10 protein-coding genes are annotated in these 19,339 nt (G+C 59.0%); 2 read left to right on the forward strand and 8 right to left on the reverse strand.

Annotated elements, in window-relative coordinates:
* Positions 1-285: 285 nt before the first annotated feature.
* The 8 genes from rpsT to otsA all read right to left on the reverse strand — a co-directional run bounded on the left by rpsT (position 286) and on the right by otsA (position 15,832).
* The gene (gene rpsT / locus A3OQ_RS23905; RefSeq protein WP_083931462.1) at positions 286-552 is read right to left on the reverse strand and encodes a 30S ribosomal protein S20; all 267 of its coding nucleotides are present in this window, start codon (positions 550-552) and stop codon (positions 286-288) included.
* 125 nt (positions 553-677) lie between these two features.
* Entirely contained in the window at positions 678-1,451 is a 774-nt protein-coding gene (locus tag A3OQ_RS0102705) for an enoyl-CoA hydratase (RefSeq protein WP_020173816.1), read from the reverse strand.
* Positions 1,452-1,641: 190 nt separating this feature from the next.
* Complete coding sequence (locus A3OQ_RS0102710; RefSeq protein ID WP_020173817.1) at positions 1,642-2,190, reverse strand: Dps family protein; 549 nt, start codon at positions 2,188-2,190, stop codon at positions 1,642-1,644.
* A gap of 138 nt (positions 2,191-2,328) precedes the next feature.
* Positions 2,329-4,593: a 1,4-alpha-glucan branching protein GlgB gene (gene glgB, locus A3OQ_RS0102720; protein ID WP_020173818.1), complete on the reverse strand. Its 2,265-nt coding sequence runs from the start codon at positions 4,591-4,593 to the stop codon at positions 2,329-2,331.
* Positions 4,590-7,847 (reverse strand): maltose alpha-D-glucosyltransferase, encoded by a 3,258-nt coding sequence (gene treS, locus A3OQ_RS0102725; RefSeq protein ID WP_020173819.1) that lies wholly within the window; start codon positions 7,845-7,847, stop codon positions 4,590-4,592. Before treS ends, glgB begins: the two co-directional genes overlap by 4 nt.
* Entirely contained in the window at positions 7,844-12,082 is a 4,239-nt protein-coding gene (gene malQ, locus A3OQ_RS24605) for a 4-alpha-glucanotransferase (RefSeq protein ID WP_020173820.1), read from the reverse strand. Before malQ ends, treS begins: the two co-directional genes overlap by 4 nt.
* Positions 12,083-12,138: 56 nt before the next feature.
* A complete protein-coding gene (gene glgX, locus A3OQ_RS0102735; protein ID WP_020173821.1) occupies positions 12,139-14,238 on the reverse strand; it encodes a glycogen debranching protein GlgX in 2,100 nt (699 codons plus the stop codon).
* 22 nt (positions 14,239-14,260) lie between these two features.
* Positions 14,261-15,832: an alpha,alpha-trehalose-phosphate synthase (UDP-forming) gene (gene otsA / locus A3OQ_RS21195; RefSeq protein WP_083931464.1), complete on the reverse strand. Its 1,572-nt coding sequence runs from the start codon at positions 15,830-15,832 to the stop codon at positions 14,261-14,263.
* 883 nt (positions 15,833-16,715) lie between these two features.
* Here otsA and A3OQ_RS0102745 point away from each other — a divergent pair.
* Positions 16,716-17,945, forward strand: a complete 1,230-nt coding sequence (locus tag A3OQ_RS0102745; RefSeq protein ID WP_020173823.1) for an aminotransferase class I/II-fold pyridoxal phosphate-dependent enzyme — start codon at positions 16,716-16,718, stop codon at positions 17,943-17,945.
* Positions 17,946-18,112: 167 nt separating this feature from the next.
* Entirely contained in the window at positions 18,113-19,249 is a 1,137-nt protein-coding gene (locus tag A3OQ_RS0102750; protein WP_020173824.1) for a hypothetical protein, read from the forward strand.
* Positions 19,250-19,339: the final 90 nt, after the last annotated feature.

Raw genomic sequence — 19,339 nt, forward strand, 5'->3', positions numbered from 1 at the left:
GGCCGAAACGAGTCGCCTCTTATCGTCAAGCGCTATGTTGCAGTGCTCCTCCGGAGCTTTATGAGCAAGCCGTTGACTCGTTTGGAATTTGATTGAGCGGCCGCATGCAGCACGGAAAAATATACGACTGTGTGTTCAAATGTGACCACTCAGCACTTCTACGTTCGCCCGACAGAGCTGTTAGGAACGAAACCAATGAGCACTTCTACTGATGCGAATGAATCATAAAAAAAGCCCGGCTACGTGCCGGGCTTTTTATCCGAAAAAATATCTCGAAAGAGAGGTTTATTTCGCCAAGGCACTGACACGGCGCGACAAGCGCGAGACCTTTCGCGACGCCGTATTCTTATGGACGATTCCCTTTTGCGCTGCGCGCATCACAAGCGGCTCTGCTGCCCGCAAAGCGGCGGCGGCGGCTTCCTGGTCACCGGAAGCAATCGCTTCCTCGACCTTGCGGACGTATGTTCTCATTTGGCTGCGGCGCGACCGATTGATGGAAGTGCGCCGCGCAATTTTACGAACGGCCTTTTTGGCCGATGGTGTATTCGCCATTTAAAAGATCCTGGCAACGAGGTGATTGAGGTGAGCAGCATGACGCCGACGAAAACAGCATCCAAAGCTCAAGAAGGGAGGCTTATAGTCGGCAAAGGCCATGTGCGTCAACGACATGTTGAAACTCAACGGTTTTTGAATATTGGCGCGCGTTTTTCGAGGAACGCCGCCATGCCTTCCTTTTGATCTTCCGTCCCAAAAAGGGAATAGAATGAAAGGCGTTCGAACCTCACCCCCTCGGCCAGGGTGGTCTCATAGGCCCTGTTAACGCTGGCTTTCGCCATGATCGTGGCAGGCAGGGACATGGACGCAATCGCCGCCGCCGCCTCCAAAGCCTCATCGATCAGCCGTTCGGCCGGGACGACGCGGGCGGCAAGTCCGGCCCGCTCGGCTTCCGCTGCGTCCATCATCCGGCCGGTCAGGCAGAGGTCCATGGCTTTGGATTTGCCAATGATGCGTGTCAGCCGTTGCGAACCGCCGGACCCGGGGATGATGCCGAGCTTGATCTCAGGCTGACCGAATTTCGCCGTGTCGGCGGCGATGATCATGTCGCACATCAAGGCCAGTTCGCAGCCGCCCCCCAAAGCAAATCCGGCGACGGCCGCGATCACCGGTTTGCGGGCCCGCGACAGCCGTTCCCATTGACCAATAAAATCTTCGAGATAGGCCTCGATGAATGTCTTCGACTGCATTTCTTTGATATCGGCTCCCGCGGCGAAGGCCTTAGCAGACCCGGTGAGAATAAGGGCGCCGATCCCCGGATCGCTCTCGAATGCGTCGAGCGCCGCGTTGAGGTCATGGATCAAGGGCAGGCTCAGCGCATTCAAGGCCTGCGGCCGGTTGAGACGGATCAAACCGACCCTTCCATGCGTCTCGACTTCGATATTTTCATAGGCCATGGCGCTGTCTCCCCGGATGTTATGCGTGATGGTTACGCGATCCCGAACACCGCCAAAAGACAGAGGCTGCGAGACTCGCTTTATTTTATACGGCGGCGCGCGGACGCATTCCGATCGAGGCGCTATGACGCAATAAAAGGCCGCCCCGAAGGACGGCCTTTTACAATTCGCGTCAGAATTCAAGCTGGTCTTAGTGGCCCGACTTGTCGCCAGCACGGCTGGCCTCAAAGAGGAACCAAGTCCTGCGCTCGGTTTCGTCGATCGTCGTCTCCAACAGACCCGCGGTGCCGGCGTCACCGACGTCATCGGTCAACTCGTGGCACTTCCTCATCGCAGCGGCGATGTGCTTGTTATCATCCATGAGCTCGCGGAGCATATCGAGGGGCGAAACGAATTCCTCGTTGTTGTCCTTGATCGTTTGAATCTTGCTGATATGCGAGATTGAGCGGAGCGTTTCGCCGCCAAGCTTGCGCACCCGCTCCGCCAGCGGATCGATGGACGCGAAAACCTGATCGCTCTGCTCGTCGAGCAGCAGGTGATAATCGCGAAAATGCGGGCCGCTCACATGCCAATGGAAATTCTTGGTCTTGAGATAGAGCGCAAATCCATCTGCGATGATGGCATTGAGCTGTGCGCAGATCTTGGCGACCCCATCGGCCGGCAGATCGGTCGGGGTGTCGAGCGGAGCGGCGGCCGGACGGCCTGCCTTTTCCAGTTTTACTGCTGTGCTGGTGGCCATGATCAAACTCCATTTTGCGGGGGATTTTTACGATAAACGGTGGCTGCCGTTTTGTTCGTGCGAAGAACGCTGCGACCCGGCCAAGGTTCCGCCATTTGCTGCCTATTTGGAGCGCAAATTGACACGGCGCCCCTGGAATTAGGGCTCGCGGATCAAGATCACAGTGGCGAGCGGCGGCAGCGTCACAGAAATTGAAAAAGCCTCGCCATGGCTGGGCCGGGCTTCTGCATATAGTCCACCGAGATTGCCCATATTGCTGCCTCCGTAAAGGGCAGCATCAGTGTTCACGGCTTCGCGATAGAAACCTTCTAATGGAACCCCGATCCGGTAATTCTCACGCGGCACAGGTGTGAAATTGGAGATCGCTATCGCGACCGTGTCCGGCGTTTCGCCGAAACGCGCGAATGCAAAGACGCTATTGTTCCGATCGTCGCCGACGATCCAACGAAACCCGCTCGCCTCGCAATCGCGCTCGTAAAGCGCCGGCGTGGTACGATAAAGCACATTGAGATCGCGCACCAAAATCTGCACGCCGCGATGATTCGGCTCGTCAAGCAAATGCCAATCGAGCGCGGTGTCATGGTTCCATTCGCGCATTTGGGCGAACTCGCCGCCCATGAAGAGCAGCTTCTTGCCGGGATGCGCCCACATGAAGCCGAAATAGGCCCGCAGATTGGCAAAACGCTGCCATGTGTCACCCGGCATTTTAGCTAAAAGCGAGCCTTTGCCGTGGACGACTTCATCATGGCTCAGAGGCAGGATGAAATTCTCGCTGAAGGCATAGAGCAGCCCGAAAGTCATATCGTGATGGTGATAGCTGCGGTGGATCGGATCATCCGACATGAACCGCAACGTGTCGTGCATCCAGCCCATGTTCCATTTGAAGCCGAACCCGAGACCACCGGCATAGGTCGGCCGCGAGACGCCCGGCCAGGCGGTCGATTCTTCCGCGATGGTCACGACGCCGGGCGCCGCCTGATAGGCGATCTCGTTCATGTGCCGCAGGAAATCGATGGCTTCGAGATTCTCGTTGCCGCCAAAGCGGTTGGGAATCCATTCGCCGGCGCGGCGCGAATAATCGAGATAGAGCATGGAGGCGACGGCGTCGACGCGCAGCCCGTCGAGATGATATTGCTCCAGCCAGAACCGCGCATTGGTGACGAGAAAAGCCGCGACCTCCTCGCGCCCATAATTATAAATATAGGTGCCCCAATCCTGATGAAAGCCTTGCCGCGGATCGGCATGCTCGTAGAGATGGGTCCCGTCGAAGAGGCTTAGCCCGTGCGCGTCATTGGGGAAATGCCCCGGCACCCAATCGAGGATGATTCCGAGACCGGCTTTATGTGCGGCTTCGACGAAAGAGGCGAAATCCTCAGGGGTCCCGAACCGGCTCGTCGGCGCAAAAAGCGAGACGGGCTGGTAGCCCCAAGATCCGTCGAAGGGAAATTCGGTAATCGGCAAGAGTTCGATATGGGTGAAACCGAGATCGCGGACATAAGGCACGAGCTGTTCGGCAAGTTCGCGATAGGAGAGCGAGCGATAATTGTCTTCGGGCACGCGCGTCCATGATCCAAGGTGGCATTCATAGATCGCGACCGGCTTTTTGCGGAGGTCGCCGGTGCCACGCGCGATGATCCACTCGTCATCATGCCAATCGAAGGCCGGCAGGCCATGCGTCACAGAGGCGGTCGAGGGCGGACATTCCGTTGAAAAAGCGACAGGATCGGCTTTCAGCGGCAGGCGCTCGCCCGACGGTCCCTTGATCTCGAATTTATAATGCTCGCGCTTTTCAAGGCCCGGCACGAAAAGCTCCCAGAGGCCGCCCGCGTGATGCAGCCGCATCGGATGACACCGCCCGTCCCAGCCGTTGAAATCGCCGACGACGCTGACATTATGCGCATTGGGTGCCCAGACGGTGAAGCGCACGCCCTTGCAGCCGCCGTGCGTCATGCAATGCGCGCCGAGGACGCGATAAAAGGCGTCGCTAATACGATCCCTGATGGCCGAGAGATCCGAACCGGCAAGCGCCGAGCCGAAGGCATAGGGATCCTCAGCCAGCCTTTCGCCGGCTTTATCCTTGATGCGCAGTCGATAATGCGGCCGGTTTTGGCAGGAAAAACGGGCGATGAAAAAGCCGCCCGGATGGCGCTTTTCGAAGGGCGCGAGAACAGCCCCGTTCGATACCGCGAGCGCCTCGGCGCTTTCGGCCCCAGGCAGCATGACGCGGATTTCCCATAGGCCCGGTGCAACCTCGTGCGGCCCAAGGACGGCAAAAGGGTCGCCATGCGAGGCCGAAACGATCGCTTCGATGGCGCCCTTATCGAGCTCCGCGACCGCCTGACCGCGGGTGGCAGGCTCAGCGGAATTCTTTTCAAGCTTCGCCAATCCGCCCGTCTTGCTCATACGATCTCCCGTGCCAAATCGAGGATTGCGAGAACCCCTTCAATGGGAATGTCGATCCAGTCGGGCCGGTTGCTTGCTTCGTAATTTATTTCGTAAAGCGCCTTCGACAGGATGAAAAACAGCAGAAGACGCTGGCGTGTCGGCTGATCTTCGATCCAGATCGGGCTGCCGCGCGCCGCTTCCATATAGGTTTCGACGAAAATATGTGAAAATTGCACCAGCTTGTCGTGCAGTTCAGTGGCCGATGTGTCCGGCAGACGTTGCGACAAGTCGCGCCTCGCCGTCGCCACAGCGTAAGCGAAGGAGCGCAGCATGCTTGCGACATCGCGCAAGGGCGAACTCTTGGCCAGCCGCTGCGCCAGCGACCGCGACGGTTCGCCTTCGAAATCGATGATGATCACGTCATCCTTGACGACAAGCACCTGGCCGAGGTGATAATCGCCATGGATTCTCGTCTTGACGGCGCCAATCGGTTCGATGGACAGCGACTCGATCAAAGCGAAACATTCTTTGCGTCTGCCCAATAGCCGGTCAGCCAGCAGATGAGCCGTCTCGTTGGCGCGCTCGCCCAGCCGGGTCAGATGCCCGAAGGCGCGCTCCGCCATCGCCCGCGCATCGTCGGCCGCCTCCAAAAGATCCGCATGGGTCAAAGGCTCCACGGCAAAAGCCTTGTCGTCGGTCGGCGTCGCAAGCGCTTTATGCAGCTCGGCGGTGCGCAGACCAAGCCTTTGCATATGCGGCACATAAGAGGAAAAGCTGTCTGGAACCACGGCCTCGGCCTCCGCCGGGGCAAGCGTCAAATCTTCCAGAAGGCGCTTCAAGGCATCAAGCGTCCATCGCCAGGCATCGCCCTGGCCGCGCACGAAACCCTGCAGCACGCCGAGCGCCGTGTGATGGCCTTCGGCATCGACATATTCGATCGTGCCGTAGAGGGGCGGCGTATTGGTAAAGCCCGCGACCTCGGTCAGAAAACGTCCGATATCGATTTCCGGATTCTCCCCCTCCTGCAAGCGCCGGTAGATCTTGAGTGCGAAGCGGCTGCCAAGATTGAGCGAGGAATTGCTCTGCTCGACGCCCATGCGCTGGACGTCCGCGACCGAAATCAGTTCCTCTTCCGGAAACGAGGGCGAGGGCGAAAAGACGATCCGGCCGCCCGCATTGGTTTTCAAGACGGTCCCATCTCGGATAGCGCCCAGCATGGCGACGCCGAAGGCCGGACTGGCGTCGGCATCATAGAGAATGCCCGTCCGCGCGCCCCGCCTCAGCAGTGAGATGGCATAGGCGAGCTTATTTTCATTGTCGCCGTCTTCCTCGGCGGCCAAGGGCGTGAAATAGGTCTGCCGCCCGTCGCGAGCGAGATCGATGTCGAGAAGCGGCAAGACGAACCTGCCTTCCATGCCATCGCGCAGGACGGTGAAATCCCGTACCTTGACCTCTTTGATCTGGGCGCCTTTCGCCGCATACCAGCGCCGCGCCTCCAGGAATGCCGGCGCGATCGTGGACTCGAAAGCAACCAACTCGCGGCCGGAGAACAGGCTTTCGAGTTTTTCGGTCAAAACCAGTGTGAATAATTCGGGCGACGGTGTGGGCCCGTAGCGAATAGGCTCCGTGGTCGCCGGTTCGAGGTTGAACCAGTAGAACGCATAGGCCGGCAAAGTGAGCAGATAAGGCAATGTGCCGATCGGAGGGAAGACGCTGCCCGCCGTCAGTTCGACCGGCGTAGCGCCTTTGAATTCGGAGAGATTGACCTCGACCGCTTGCGGCGCGCGCGAAATATTGACCACGCAGAGAATGCGTTCATCCTCGAATTCGCGCAAATAGGTCAGCACTTTGCGGTTGGCGGGATAGAGAAACCGCAAGGTCCCGCGCCCGAAGGCGCGATAGTTGCGCCTAACCGCGATCATGCGCCGCGTCCAGTTGATCAGGCTCGACGTGCTCGCCAATTGCGCTTCGACATTGATCGCGCTGAAACCATAGATCGGGTCCTGGATCGCCGGCAGAAACAGCCTGGCGGGGTCGGCCCGGCTGAACCCGCCATTGCGGTCGACGGACCATTGCATCGGCGTGCGCACGCCGTCGCGGTCGCCGAGATAGATATTGTCGCCCATGCCGATCTCGTCGCCATAATAAAGGACCGGTGTGCCCGGCATGGAAAAGAGCAGCGAATTCAAAAGCTCGATCTTGCGGCGGTCTTTCTGCAACAGCGGCGATAGGCGGCGGCGGATACCGAGATTGATGCGGGCGCGCTGATCGGCGGCATAAGAGGTCCAAAGATAGTCGCGCTCTTTGTCGGTCACCATTTCGAGGGTCATCTCGTCATGGTTGCGCAGAAAGATCGCCCATTGCGCGCCTTCGGGAATATCGGGCGTCTGCCGCATGATATCGGTGATCGGGTGCCTGTCCTCTTGTGCCAGCGCCATATAAATGCGCGGCATCAATGGAAAATGAAACGCCATGTGGCATTCGTCGCCATCGCCGAAATAGCGCGCCGCATCCTCCGGCCATTGATTGGCCTCACCGAGCAGCATGCGATCCGGATAGCTGGCATCGACGGCGGCCCGGAGCTTCTTGATGACCGCATGGGTCTCGAAAAGATTTTCGCAACTCGTACCTTCCCGCTCGATCAGATAGGGAATGGCGTCAAGCCGCAACCCATCGACGCCCATGTCGAGCCAATAGCGCATCACATCGAGGACGGCCTCGATGACGCGCGGATTGTCGAAGTTGAGATCCGGCTGGTGGCTATAGAAGCGGTGCCAGAAATAGGCATTGGCCTCTTCGTCCCAGGTCCAGTTCGATTTCTCCGTGTCGAGAAAGATGATGCGCGTGTCGGTGTAACGCTCATCCGTATCCGACCAGACATAGAAATTGCGGAAGGCGGATCCGGCCTTGGCCTTGCGGGCGCGCTGAAACCACGGATGCTGATCCGACGTATGGTTGATGACGAGCTCGATGATGACGCGAAGCCCGCGCTCATGCGCCTCGCGCACGAAATGTTTGAAGTCGCGGATCGTGCCATAGGAAGGATTGATCCCGCGATAATCCGAAATATCGTAGCCGTCGTCGCGCAGGGGCGAGGGATAAAACGGCATCAGCCAGAGCGCGGTTGCGCCGAGATCCTTGATGTAATCGAGCTTCTGCGTCAGGCCGATGAAGTCGCCTATGCCGTCATTGTCCGAATCGAAAAAGGATTTGACGTGCAATTGATAGATGATCGCATCGCGATACCATTGTACATCGTCGCGATCGATCATGGCGCAACTCTCGGCGGTATGATGCGCCAGATGACGGCCGAGCGTTCGGCCGGATCGAGCGCGATTTGATGGGTCTTGCCATAGAGCGTGAACCGGCCGCCGTTCAGAAGGTCCTCCGCCTCGATCGAGGCTTGATCCGGCAGGCCGAATTCCCAAAGCGGCACTTCATAGGTGCAATCCTGGCGATAATGCGGGTCGAGATTGACGATCACCATCACGCAATTCGATTTATCCGGTGAAAATCGCGCGTAGGCGACGATCGCATCGTTCCAGGCATTGAGAAACAGGCACTGGCGGAAATCGTGCAGCGCCGGATTTTCGCGGCGGATGCGATTGAGCGCGGATATATGCGCCTTGATGTTGCCGGGACGGTCATAATCCCAAGGCTTGATCTCGTATTTTTCCGAGTCCGCATATTCTTCCTTGCCGGGCAAGGCGCGGGCCTCGCAAAACTCGAAGCCGCTATAAAGTCCCCAATTGCTCGACAGGGTCGCAGCGAGAGTCGCGCGCACGATGAAACCCGCGCGGCCGCTCGTCTGCAGATAGATGGGATTGATATCCGGCGTATTCACGAAGAAATTCGGCCGGTAATAATCCGCCATCTCGCCCGCGAGTTCTTGCATATAGGCCATGATCTCAGGCTTGGTATTGCGCCACGTGAAATAGGTATAGGACTGCTGGAAGCCGATTTTCGCGAGGCTCTTCATCATTTTGGGCCGTGTGAAGGCTTCTGCCAAAAATATGACATCCGGGTCTTCTCGATTGACCTCCGCAATCAGCCATTCCCAGAAGGGCAAAGGCTTCGTATGCGGATTATCCACCCGGAAAATCCGCACGCCTTCACGCACCCAGAACGTGACGATATCCTTCAAGGCCTCCCACAGCGCCGGCAGGCCTGCGCCGTAGAAATCGACATTGACGATATCTTCGTATTTTTTGGGCGGATTTTCGGCATATTGAATCGTGCCGTCGGGGCGCCAGGCGAACCATTCTGGATGCTGCCTGATCCACGGATGATCGGGCGAACATTGAACCGCGAAATCGAGCGCGATTTCCATGTCATAGTCCCGCGCGGCCCGCACGAGCGCGCGAAAATCCTCGATCCCGCCGAGCTGCGGATGGATAGCATCATGGCCGCCTAATTCATTGCCTATCGCATAGACGCTGCCAGGGTCGCTTTTGCCGGCGGTAAGCGCATTGTTGCGGCCCTTGCGGTTCGTCTTGCCGACCGGATGAATGGGCGGCAGATAGAGCACGTCGAAGCCGAGCTCGTGAACATAAGGCAGATGCGCGATCACGTCGCGAAACGTACCGTGGCGATTGACATCGTCGGTGACGGAGCGCGGAAAGAGTTCGTACCAGGCCGAGAAATTCGCCTTGCGACGATCGACCTCGACGGCAATCTCGTGGCCATAGACCGAAACGTTTCTGCGCGGACCGATCTTCGCCATCAGCAGGCGCGTCTCATCCGTGGAGAAAAGATCGATGCGGGCCGGATCAGCCGCTCCGGCTTTGGCAAGCAGCGCTTGCAATCTATCCTTGGTTTGCGGATCGCGGGTTTGCGCATCGCGGTTGTCCGCCTCGGGCGTGTCGAGCAAAGCCAGAATCTCCGCGGCTTCCACATCGACGGCGATCCCGGCGGCACGTTTCTTCTCCATCGCGTCGAGCAGCGTCGCGACGGGATCGCGCCAAGCCTCGATCGTGAAGCGATGTTCGGCCATAGCCTGAACCGTGAACGTCCCGCCCCAGCGGTCATTGTCGATAAAACGCATCGGCGCGCGCTGCCAGGACGCCTCATCCACCGTGCGCCACAAAATATCGGCGGCGATCTTTTCATGCCCATCGGTGAAAATATCGGCGGAGACTTCGACAAGGTCGCCGACGACGCGTTTGATTTTGTGACGGCCGCAGTCAAGCTCCGGCGTGACGGCCTCGACGACAACGCGACCTTCGGCATCGGGCACGGGCCGCATCGCGTCGGGCGAAGACTTGGTCTTCTTGCCCTTGTCTTTTTTGTCAGGCTTATCCTTGGCCTTTTTATCTTTGCTCATGACCCCTGCCGCAGTGTCGCCGAGAAATAAGGTTCGCAGAGCCAGGTTACCGCCTGATAAAACATTCTCGGCCTTTGGCTTCACCATTCGCGCGATTTTCTGCCGTTCCATCTTCAGAAGCGCAGCGATCCGGGCAAAAGGACCATCCTTTTGCATAATGCCTTCGATCGGATGCGATAATTTCCGCCGCCAATTGGGATGGCCAAGGTCGCGGCCCGGGAGATTGGCCTGATTCACCTCGGCCGAGACGTCTTCGCATTGCACGGCGACAAGGCAGCATTGCGTCCGGGCGAGATAGCGCATGGCCGCTTCAAAGGGCGGATCGGCCGGAACGGCGGGCGAGGGCAATAAATTTTCTTCACTCAAACTTTCGCAAAATTGTTCCAATTCATGCGCCCGCTGAGCCCGTTCACGCTCCGCCGTCGCCGGGTCGTAAAGACCGACGGACTGCCGGACACCGACATCGACGCCGTGCCACCAGCCGGCAAAAGTCGGCAGATCATGCGTCGAGAATGTCGCAATCGCGTCGCGCGGATAGGCGGAGGGCCGTTTGAACGCGCCGTCCGCCTCGCGTTCGAAAGGCATCACGCGATAGCTCAGAATGCCTGCCTGCATGATCGCTTCGGAGAAATGCTCCGGGCTGGTGCCGAGGTCTTCTGCGATCACGAGCGATTTCGCACGATGGCTTTCAAGCCGCAGAACGGCAAGCATGGCCTCGAACGGATAATCCACATAAGTGCCAAGCCTTGCCGGCGCGCCGAGCGGGATCAGAAACAGCCGCTGCAATTGAAACGCATGATCGATCCGTATCGCGCCGGCATGACGCATATTGGCGGCAATCAAACTCCGGAAGGCGGCGAGGCCGTCCGCTTCGAGCATGAGCGGATTGAGCGGCGGCAAACCCCAATCCTGCCCCTGAGTGGCAAGCGGATCCGGCGGTGCGCCGACCGAAAGACTGGTCGCGAAACGTTCGGGCGAAGCCCAGACTTCCGAACCGCCGCGATCGACGCCGACGGCAAGATCGCGGTAAAGCCCGATCTCCATGCCGCTCGCCTTGGCAGCGGCCTGCGCGGCACCCAACTGCCGATCGGCCAGCCATTGCAGCCAAATGTGGAAGGCGATGTCGGAGGCTGCTTCGCTCCTGTATTGGCGCACGGTCGATGATTGGGCCTGACGATATTCTTCCGGCCATTCGCCGAGCCACATCAGGCCTTCATCGCGAAACCGGTGCGCGAGCGCTTCGAAAGTCGCATGAAGCTCCAAACCCTCGCCACCCTCGCGGCGGAAGCTTTCGAACTCCGGATTCGTGGTTTCTGAAAAGTCCCGCCACAGCCGGTTGAGCAACTGCCGCTTCAAGGCCCAGACGGAGGCATGATCGACCAGAGGTGTTTCGCGAATCTGTTCGAGGAGAAACGCAACATCGGGCTCCTGAAGATAATGAGCCGCCGCGCTTTGCGCGAAACCCGGCACCTCGCGCGGATCGATGAAGATCGGATCGATGAACAGGCGCGACGACGGCGAATAGGGTGAAAACTTGGTGCGATCGGCGGAAAAAAGTGCATGCAACGGGCTGAGCCCAAGAAAGGACGCGCCATAGGTTCCGCTCGCCTCGGCAAGCGAGGCGATGGCCGTAAGATCGCCGATCCCGCAATCGCGCGCCGAGCGCAAACCATAGACTTGCGCGGCAAGCCCGAAGCCGCAGGCGCCTTCCATGAAAGCTTGCGGCAGATAGGCGCGCCGCGGCGCCGAGATCAAAAGCGCTTTGGCCTTCTGCCGCCCGGCTTCGACATGAAGGTCGTGGTAGCCGGCCGGGCAGCCCGGAAGCTCGAATGAGGCCGCGCCATCTTCGAACGCGATCGTCGCCAAACCTTCGCTCGTCTTTCCCGTTTCGAGCGTGACCCGCCAGGAGAGAATCGCATCCGGCGGATTGACCACCGCGACGCGTGTTCTTTCACCGGCCTCGCACGGAATGACGCGTGCGATCAAAGCACTCCGGAATACTTCCAGACGCGCGATAGAGTCCTCGAGGTCGCTTTGGGTCTCGACGGCAAATCCCAATCCGGCAAGAACCGCTCTGACGCCTTCTTCGCCCGGATCGAAGCCGACGCCAAAGGCGTCCCTATAGGTCCGCGCCACGCCGGCCTGTTCCGCAAGCCGCCACAGAAGGTCTGTTTCGTTGGTCACGCACTGCTTTCGATCATTGTCGGGCGAAGCCCGGTTCGGGTGTTCCGGCCTGACGTTCAAGGCCGTGCCGCGGGCACATGCTGGAAGAGCATCAGGCAACGCGAAGCGAGCGGAAAGGATCCGCCTGCCTTCAGAAGCGCTCCCGGTTTCTTGACGAGCCCTTCCGGCTCGGCTGAATGAAAAATCGGCATGAAACCGTCACAGGGAAAGTCCACCGGCAGTTGAAAGGTCACGTCCTCGGGCGCCGCGTTGAAGAGAACCAGAAAACGTTCGCGGTCTTGCGCATCATTGCCAAATTGCAGCCCCAAAACGCGCCGATCCCCGGCCAGCCAATCGTCCTGGCTCATCTCGCGTCCTTCCGGCGCAAGCCAGTAAATATCTCTCTGATCCCTGCCTGCCAGGGTTTCGCCGGTGAAAAATGTGGGGTGGCGAAATGCGTCGTACCGGCGCCGCAGCGCCAGGAGATTGCGGACATAGGCGAGGAGCTCGGAGTCACCGGCGTCGGACCAGTTCATCCAGCTCAATTCATTGTCTTGGCAATAGGCATTATTATTGCCTTTCTGGCTGCGCGCGAACTCGTCGCCCATGCCGAACATCGGGGTGCCGGTCGAAAGCAACAGCGTCGCGAGAAGATTACGCCGTTGGCGTGCTCGCAAGGCAAGAATGCCCGGATCCTCCGTCTCGCCTTCGGCGCCGCAATTCCATGAGAGATTATTGCCATGGCCGTCGCGATTATCTTCGCCATTGGCTTCATTATGGCGCTCGTTGTAGCTGACGAGATCCTGTGTCGTGAAACCGTCATGCGAGACGATAAAATTGACGGAGGCCCATGGCCTGCGCCCGGCATAGGCATAAAGCTCGGCCGAGCCCGCGAGCCTCGCCGCGAGATCCGGCAGCTTGCCGGGATCGCCGCGCCAGAAAGTCCGCACCGTGTCGCGATATTTATCGTTCCATTCGCCCCAGCCGGGCGGAAAGCCGCCGACGCGATAGCCCCCTTCGCCGAGATCCCAAGGCTCGGCGATAAGCTTCACGCGCGATAGGACCGGATCCTGACCGATGGCGCGTAAGAAACCGGCGCGATCGGTGAAGTCATAAGGGTCGCGCGCGAGCGTCGAGGCCAGATCGAAGCGGAAGCCATCGACGTGATAGGCCTCGACCCAATGGCGTAGGCTGTCGAGCACCATTTGCAGCACGCGGGGATGCGCGAGATCGAGCGTGTTGCCGCATCCCGTGCTGTCCCATGAAAAGCGGGGATTGTCGGGCGCGAGCTTGTAATAGCTCGCATTGTCGATACCGCGGAAGCTGAGCGTCGGCCCAAGATGATTGCCTTCGCATGTATGGTTATAGACGACATCGAGAATGACTTCGATATTGGCTTCATGCAAAGACGCGATCGCGGCTTTGAAGCCGAGTACGCCATCCTCGCCGAAATAGCGCGGCTCCGGCGCGAAAAAGCCAAGCGTCGAATAGCCCCAATAATTGCGAAGCTGCTTTTCGACGAGAAAGCGGTCATCGACGAAAGCATGGACCGGCAAGAGCTCGATCGCGGTGATGCCGAGCTTGACCAGATGATCGATCACGGCCGGATGGCCAAGCGCCGAATAGGTGCCACGCAATTCCTCCGGCAGATCCGGATGCAGTTGCGTGAGCCCTTTGACATGGGCTTCGTAGATGACCGTATCGCGCCACGGCAGCAGGCGTCGGCGATCGCCATCCCACGTCTGGGCGGGATCTTCGACGACCGCTTTGGGCATCATGGCCGCGCTGTCACGCCGGTCGGGGGCGAGATCGCCGCGCGGCGCGCCGACGCGATAGCCATAAAGCGCATCGTGCCAATGAATGCGCCCGAAAATCTGCCGCGCATAGGGATCGAGAAGGAGCTTATGCGGATTGAACCTGTGCCCGGCCGCGGGATCATAAGGACCATAAACGCGGTAGCCGTAAAGCTGACCAGGTCTTATCCCACGCACATGGGCATGCCAGACTTGGTCCGTGCGGCCCGGCAGCGAGATGCGTTTCGTTTCGCGGCGGCCGGAAGGCTCGAACAGGCAGAGCTCGACCTTTTGCGCATGCGCCGAAAACAGAGCGAAATTGACGCCCTTACCATCCCACACCGCTCCGAACGGAGCGGGGCTGCCCTCCTCGACCATCAGCATTTAGGCAATCCGGAGAGAGGTATCAGTGGCTCAGCGAGAACCTGTGAAGCGCGCTGGCGAGCCAGGAGCCGGCGCCTTCTTCCACCGTGCCATTTTCATTGGCGATTCCAGGCGCAAGACCGTCTTTCAGAAACGCGGCAGGTTCGACAGGCCCAACCAAGCTGCTATCTCCGCCAAGCTGCTCCAGAAAGCGCTGAACCCAGGTGTCGACCGTGTTGAGGCGCAAGATCTCAATCGCCTCGGTCCAACGCGCCTTGCGCTCGTCGAGCGGCATCTCGAATGCGCGAGCGATCGCCGTCGCCGTCGCCTCGATATCGTAAGGATTCACGATCAAAGCGCTCTTCAGCTCATAGGCCGCGCCGGCAAAGCGCGACAGAATGAGGACGCCCGGATCGTCCGGCGATTGCGCCGCGACATATTCCTTGGCGACGAGATTCATGCCGTCACGCAGAGGCGTCACAAGGCCAACGCGCGCCAGCCGGAAGAGCCCGGCCAAGGCGGAGCGGCTCATTGTCTTGTTGCTGTAGCGGATCGGCGTCCAATCGACATCGCCGAGCTTGCCGTTGATATGGCCGACATGTTCGGCCACTTCGCGCTGCATATCGACATATTCCGGGATGTCCGAACGCGACTTGGGTGTGATCTGCAACATGGTGATGCGCGCTTTGGCGGCTTCGGGCGAGCGTTCGATAAAGGTCGAAAACGCATCGATCCTACGCCTTATGCCTTTCGAATAATCGAGCCGGTCGACGCCGATCACCAATTGGCGGCCTTCGAGGCTCGAGCGCATGCGTCTGACGATCGCATTGCGTTCGGCGATCTGGGCTTCGTGGCTGAAGCCGGCCGTATCGATACTGATCGGGTGGGCCGCGACGGTGAAACGCCGCCCAAAAGCCTCGCAGAGACCGCCGTCGATGACGCGCCCCGCTTTTGCATGGGTGAAGCAGCCGATGAGATTTTCCGCATCGCCGGGAGTCTGCACGCCGATCAGATCATAGGCGGCGAAGCCCCGGAGAATGCGCTCGTGAGACGGCAGTGCCATCGCGATTTCGTGCGACGGCCACGGAATATGGAGGAAGAAACCGATGCGATTGGCGATGCCGAGCTGGCGCAGATAATCGGCGACCGGGATCAGATGATAATCGTGAATCCAAACGATATCTTCCGGCTTGATCAGCTTGGCGAGCCTACGGGCGAACATTTCATTGACCCGGAAATATCCGGCGACATCGCGCCGCGAAATTTCCGCCAGATCAAGGCGGTAATGACAGACCGGCCAAAGAACGCGATTGGAAAAGCCATGGTAATATTCGTCGACGTCGCGGCGTGACAGATCCATGACGGCGTAATTGATCGCGCCGCGCGTATGGATTTGCAGTTGCGGATCGTTTTCGGCGCCGATTTTACCCGACCAGCCGAACCAGATCCCGCCGCGCGTCTTCAGCGCCTCTTCGAGCGCAACCGCCAAGCCGCCGGCAGCGGGCACGCTGCTCGCTGAGGGAACCGAGACTCTGTTTGAAACTATAATCAATCTGCCACTGGTGCCGCCACGGCCCGTAAGCGGAAGTTGTTTCAAAGCTTCAACATGAGCCATAGTCGCGAACGCCTTTTTCTGAACAAGGTCGGAAATCCAACGCTGCTAAGGCAGTTTCGTTTCCACAACCGGCCAAGAAAAATTGTCTAAAGCGTATTGTTTTTTTTGAAGATTTTTATTTTTACCAGGGAACTTTCCGGGTTGTTCAACCGATATGCTTCTTTGCCCTCGCGACCGGGCTTTTTAAGGCCAAGCTTCTTTTCCGAACGACTTGATCTTATACACCAGCCGCACCGGCTCGGTGTGGTACGGATTCCCGATAAATCGTTCCGGCGAAATCCGCAGGGAAGTAGCGTGATCGGCCTTCTGGCCCGATGAACAATCGCCGCTAGCGTTAGATCGCGCATCCCGCCGGAGCGGCGCTTAAAAGCGCGAAGCTGCAGCGCGCGGCCAGATCCTCCGCCACTCCAGATCCCCTCTGCCACTTGGGCGCCACAGTTCGCGTCTTTGACGAAAGAGATTCGCGGCTGCTAAACCTCGCGTGCAAAAGGCCGTTCGGGCGCTGTGTAACGCTTTGTAACGTGATTTGACAGAATGCCTTAACCATTTGATTTCAAATCGGTTCAGCTTCGACAAAGGGGTCCCGCGCGCGGCCTCTTACGAATGGCTGGGCGATCAGCTTTTGCCGAGCCCACTCGGGGATGCTATGGCTGGAGCGTTGTCATGGGTTTGCCACGAACCCTGGCGCCGGGATGCTTTCAGACAAAGACATTCAGACAAAGACTTTGGGAGTTTCGTCCGAACGCGCTTTCCTGCGGAAAGGGCAAATCTCGAACGGTACGCCAGAGCCCTTCGCCTGAAAAGGCCCCAACGCGGTAGGCAATTGCGCGGTAGGTAATCGCCGGGAATCGCATCCGATCCTCTATAATGAACGCGGATATTCGTGACCAAGATCAACAGCCTCGCTGACTTCGCAAACAAACGCTTTCGCCATGCCGGAAAAGCCTATCTCGAAAAGGGCGATCCGTTCTTCTGGGAAATCGACAGTATGCGCCAGGCGGCGGAGGCGCGCGGAACGCATTTCGTCAGCTTCGCGAATTACGATTATCTGGGGCTCTCCGCGCATCCGGCCGTGAAGGCCGCCGCGACCGAAGCTGTCGACAAGCAAGGCGTAGGCGCCCTCGCCTCGCGTCTCGTCGGCGGCCAGCGGTCGATCCACCGTCCTTTCGAGGATGCGCTTGCAAGCTTCGTCGGCACCGAGGCGGTCTTGGCGCTAGTCAGCGGCTACCTGACCAACATGACCGTCATCGCCCATATCATGGGCTCGCGCGATGGCCTCTTCCTCGACGAACTCTCGCATAACAGCATCGTCAGCGGCGCCAAGAGCGCCTCTTCTGACAAAATCCACTTCCGCCATAACGATCTCGACCATCTCGATTATCTGCTGACGCAGAAACGTGCGGACTATAAGAACGTCCTCATCGTCGCTGAAAGCCTCTACAGCATGGACGGCGACATCACCGATCTCGCCCGTCTCGTCGAGATCAAGGAGCGTCACGGGGCCTGGCTTCTCGTCGACGAGGCCCATTCGATCGGCGTGCTCGGCGCCGACGGCCGCGGCCTTTGCGAATATGCGGGCATCGATCCCAATCGCGTCGATCTCATCATCGGCACCTTGTCCAAGTCCTTTGCCTCCTGCGGCGGCTTCGTCGCCGGCAAGACCGAGGTCATCGACTGGCTGCGTTACACACTGCCGGGATTCGTCTATAGCGTCGGGCTCTCGCCCGTGATCATCGCCGCGGCGAAATGCGCGCTGGAACTCATGCAAAAGGAGCCCTGGCGGATCGCGCGGCTCCATCGCAACGCCGAACTCTTCATCGAATTGGCGCATGAGGCGGGGTTGAACACGGGGCCCTCGATCGGTGGCGGCGGCGTCGTTCCGATTCTCTTTTCCGATAGTCACGAGACGCTCGCAGCCTCGCGCCATCTGATGGCCAATGGCTATTACGTGCCGCCGATCATCCAAATCGGCGTTCCGAAAGATCAGCCGCGTCTGCGCTTCTTTCTGTCGGCGCAGCATACGGAAGCCGAGATCCACGGCGTCATCGACCTCCTCGCAAAACGCGAGAGCGCCCATACCGCGCCCACCCATTCTCTCAACGCCGCTACCTGACCGCGAGACGATTTCTGCCGCACGGCCGCGATCTCGGACGGCGGCCAAGCAGCCTTCCGTCTTTGCCATGTTACGGCCGTCACATAAATGCTTGGCGCTGACATAATTTTGCGCCTAAAGGCGTGAAGGGTCCGAGCCGAAGCTTTGAGCAGGATCGAAACCGGCACATGAGTATAATTGAGATCACGCCTGTCGATGGACTGAGAAGTTTTCTCGCCTTCTGCAAAGTCCCACGCGTCATCTATCGCGGCATGACCGGCTTCGCTCCCTCTCTCGATGCGGAACGCTGGACGCTTTACGCCAAACCGCTCAACCCGCATTTCAAGCTCGTCGATCAGCAAGCCTGGATTGCCCGTCGCGACGGTAAGCTCGCCGGCCGCATCACGGCACAAGTCTATAAGGATGGCATGGTTCCGCGCGAAGCTTCGCGCGCGCAATTCGGCAGCCTCGATGCGATCGAAGACGAAGAGGTCGTCGCCAAATTGACGGCAACGGCCGAAGCCTGGCTTAAAACCCGCGGCGAGACCCTCGTCCACGGACCTTTTTCTCCGTCGATCAACGGCGAGATGGGCATGCTCGTCGAAGGGTTCGATGCGACGCCCATGTTTCTCACCCCGTGGCATCCGTCCTATCTTCCGGCCTTGCTCGAACGGCAAGGCTATCGCAAGGCGCGCGATGTCGTCTCCTATCGTTATGATATCGGCCCGGTCGATCGCGAAGCCGAATCAAAAATCATGGCACGGCCGGAGTGGCGCGAAAGGCTGAAGATCCGCACGCTCGATTTGAAAAGCCTGAAGGCCGAATCCAAGATCATCGTCGATATTTTCAACGATGCCTGGAGCCAGAATTGGGGCTTCGTGCCCTTCACGCTCGAAGAATTTATGTCGATCGCCGATTCATTGAAATATATCATGCCGCCCGAAGGCGGGTTCATGATCGAGCTCGACGGCGAAGCCCAAGCGTTCGGCGTCTTTCTTCCCAATCTGCATGAGATCACGGCCGATCTCGACGGCAAATTATTTCCCTTCGGACTGCCGCGGCTGATCTCGCGAATGCGCAATCACGTGTATAAGTCCGGACGCATTGTCCTTTTCGGTATCCGTCGAGACCTGCAAAAGAAAGCCATTGGCGGCGTCGTCCTTCTGGCTTTCATCGAGGAATGCCGGCGGCGCAGCAGGAACGTCTCATTCGAACATGCCGAATTCGGCTGGATTCTTGAAAACAATATGGGCATGCGCAAACCGATCGAAATGTCGGGCGGGAAGACCGACAAAATCCACCGGGTCTACGAAAAGGCTCTCTAGCCTTGATCGAGATCATCCCCGGGAGGGTTTTCTCGGTTGATGGTGCCAGCGAGGAAATGATGATGCGCAACCCTCTCCCGGTTGGAGAAG

It is taken from the genome of Methyloferula stellata AR4 (genome assembly GCF_000385335.1).
GTDB classification, from domain to species: domain Bacteria; phylum Pseudomonadota; class Alphaproteobacteria; order Rhizobiales; family Beijerinckiaceae; genus Methyloferula; species Methyloferula stellata.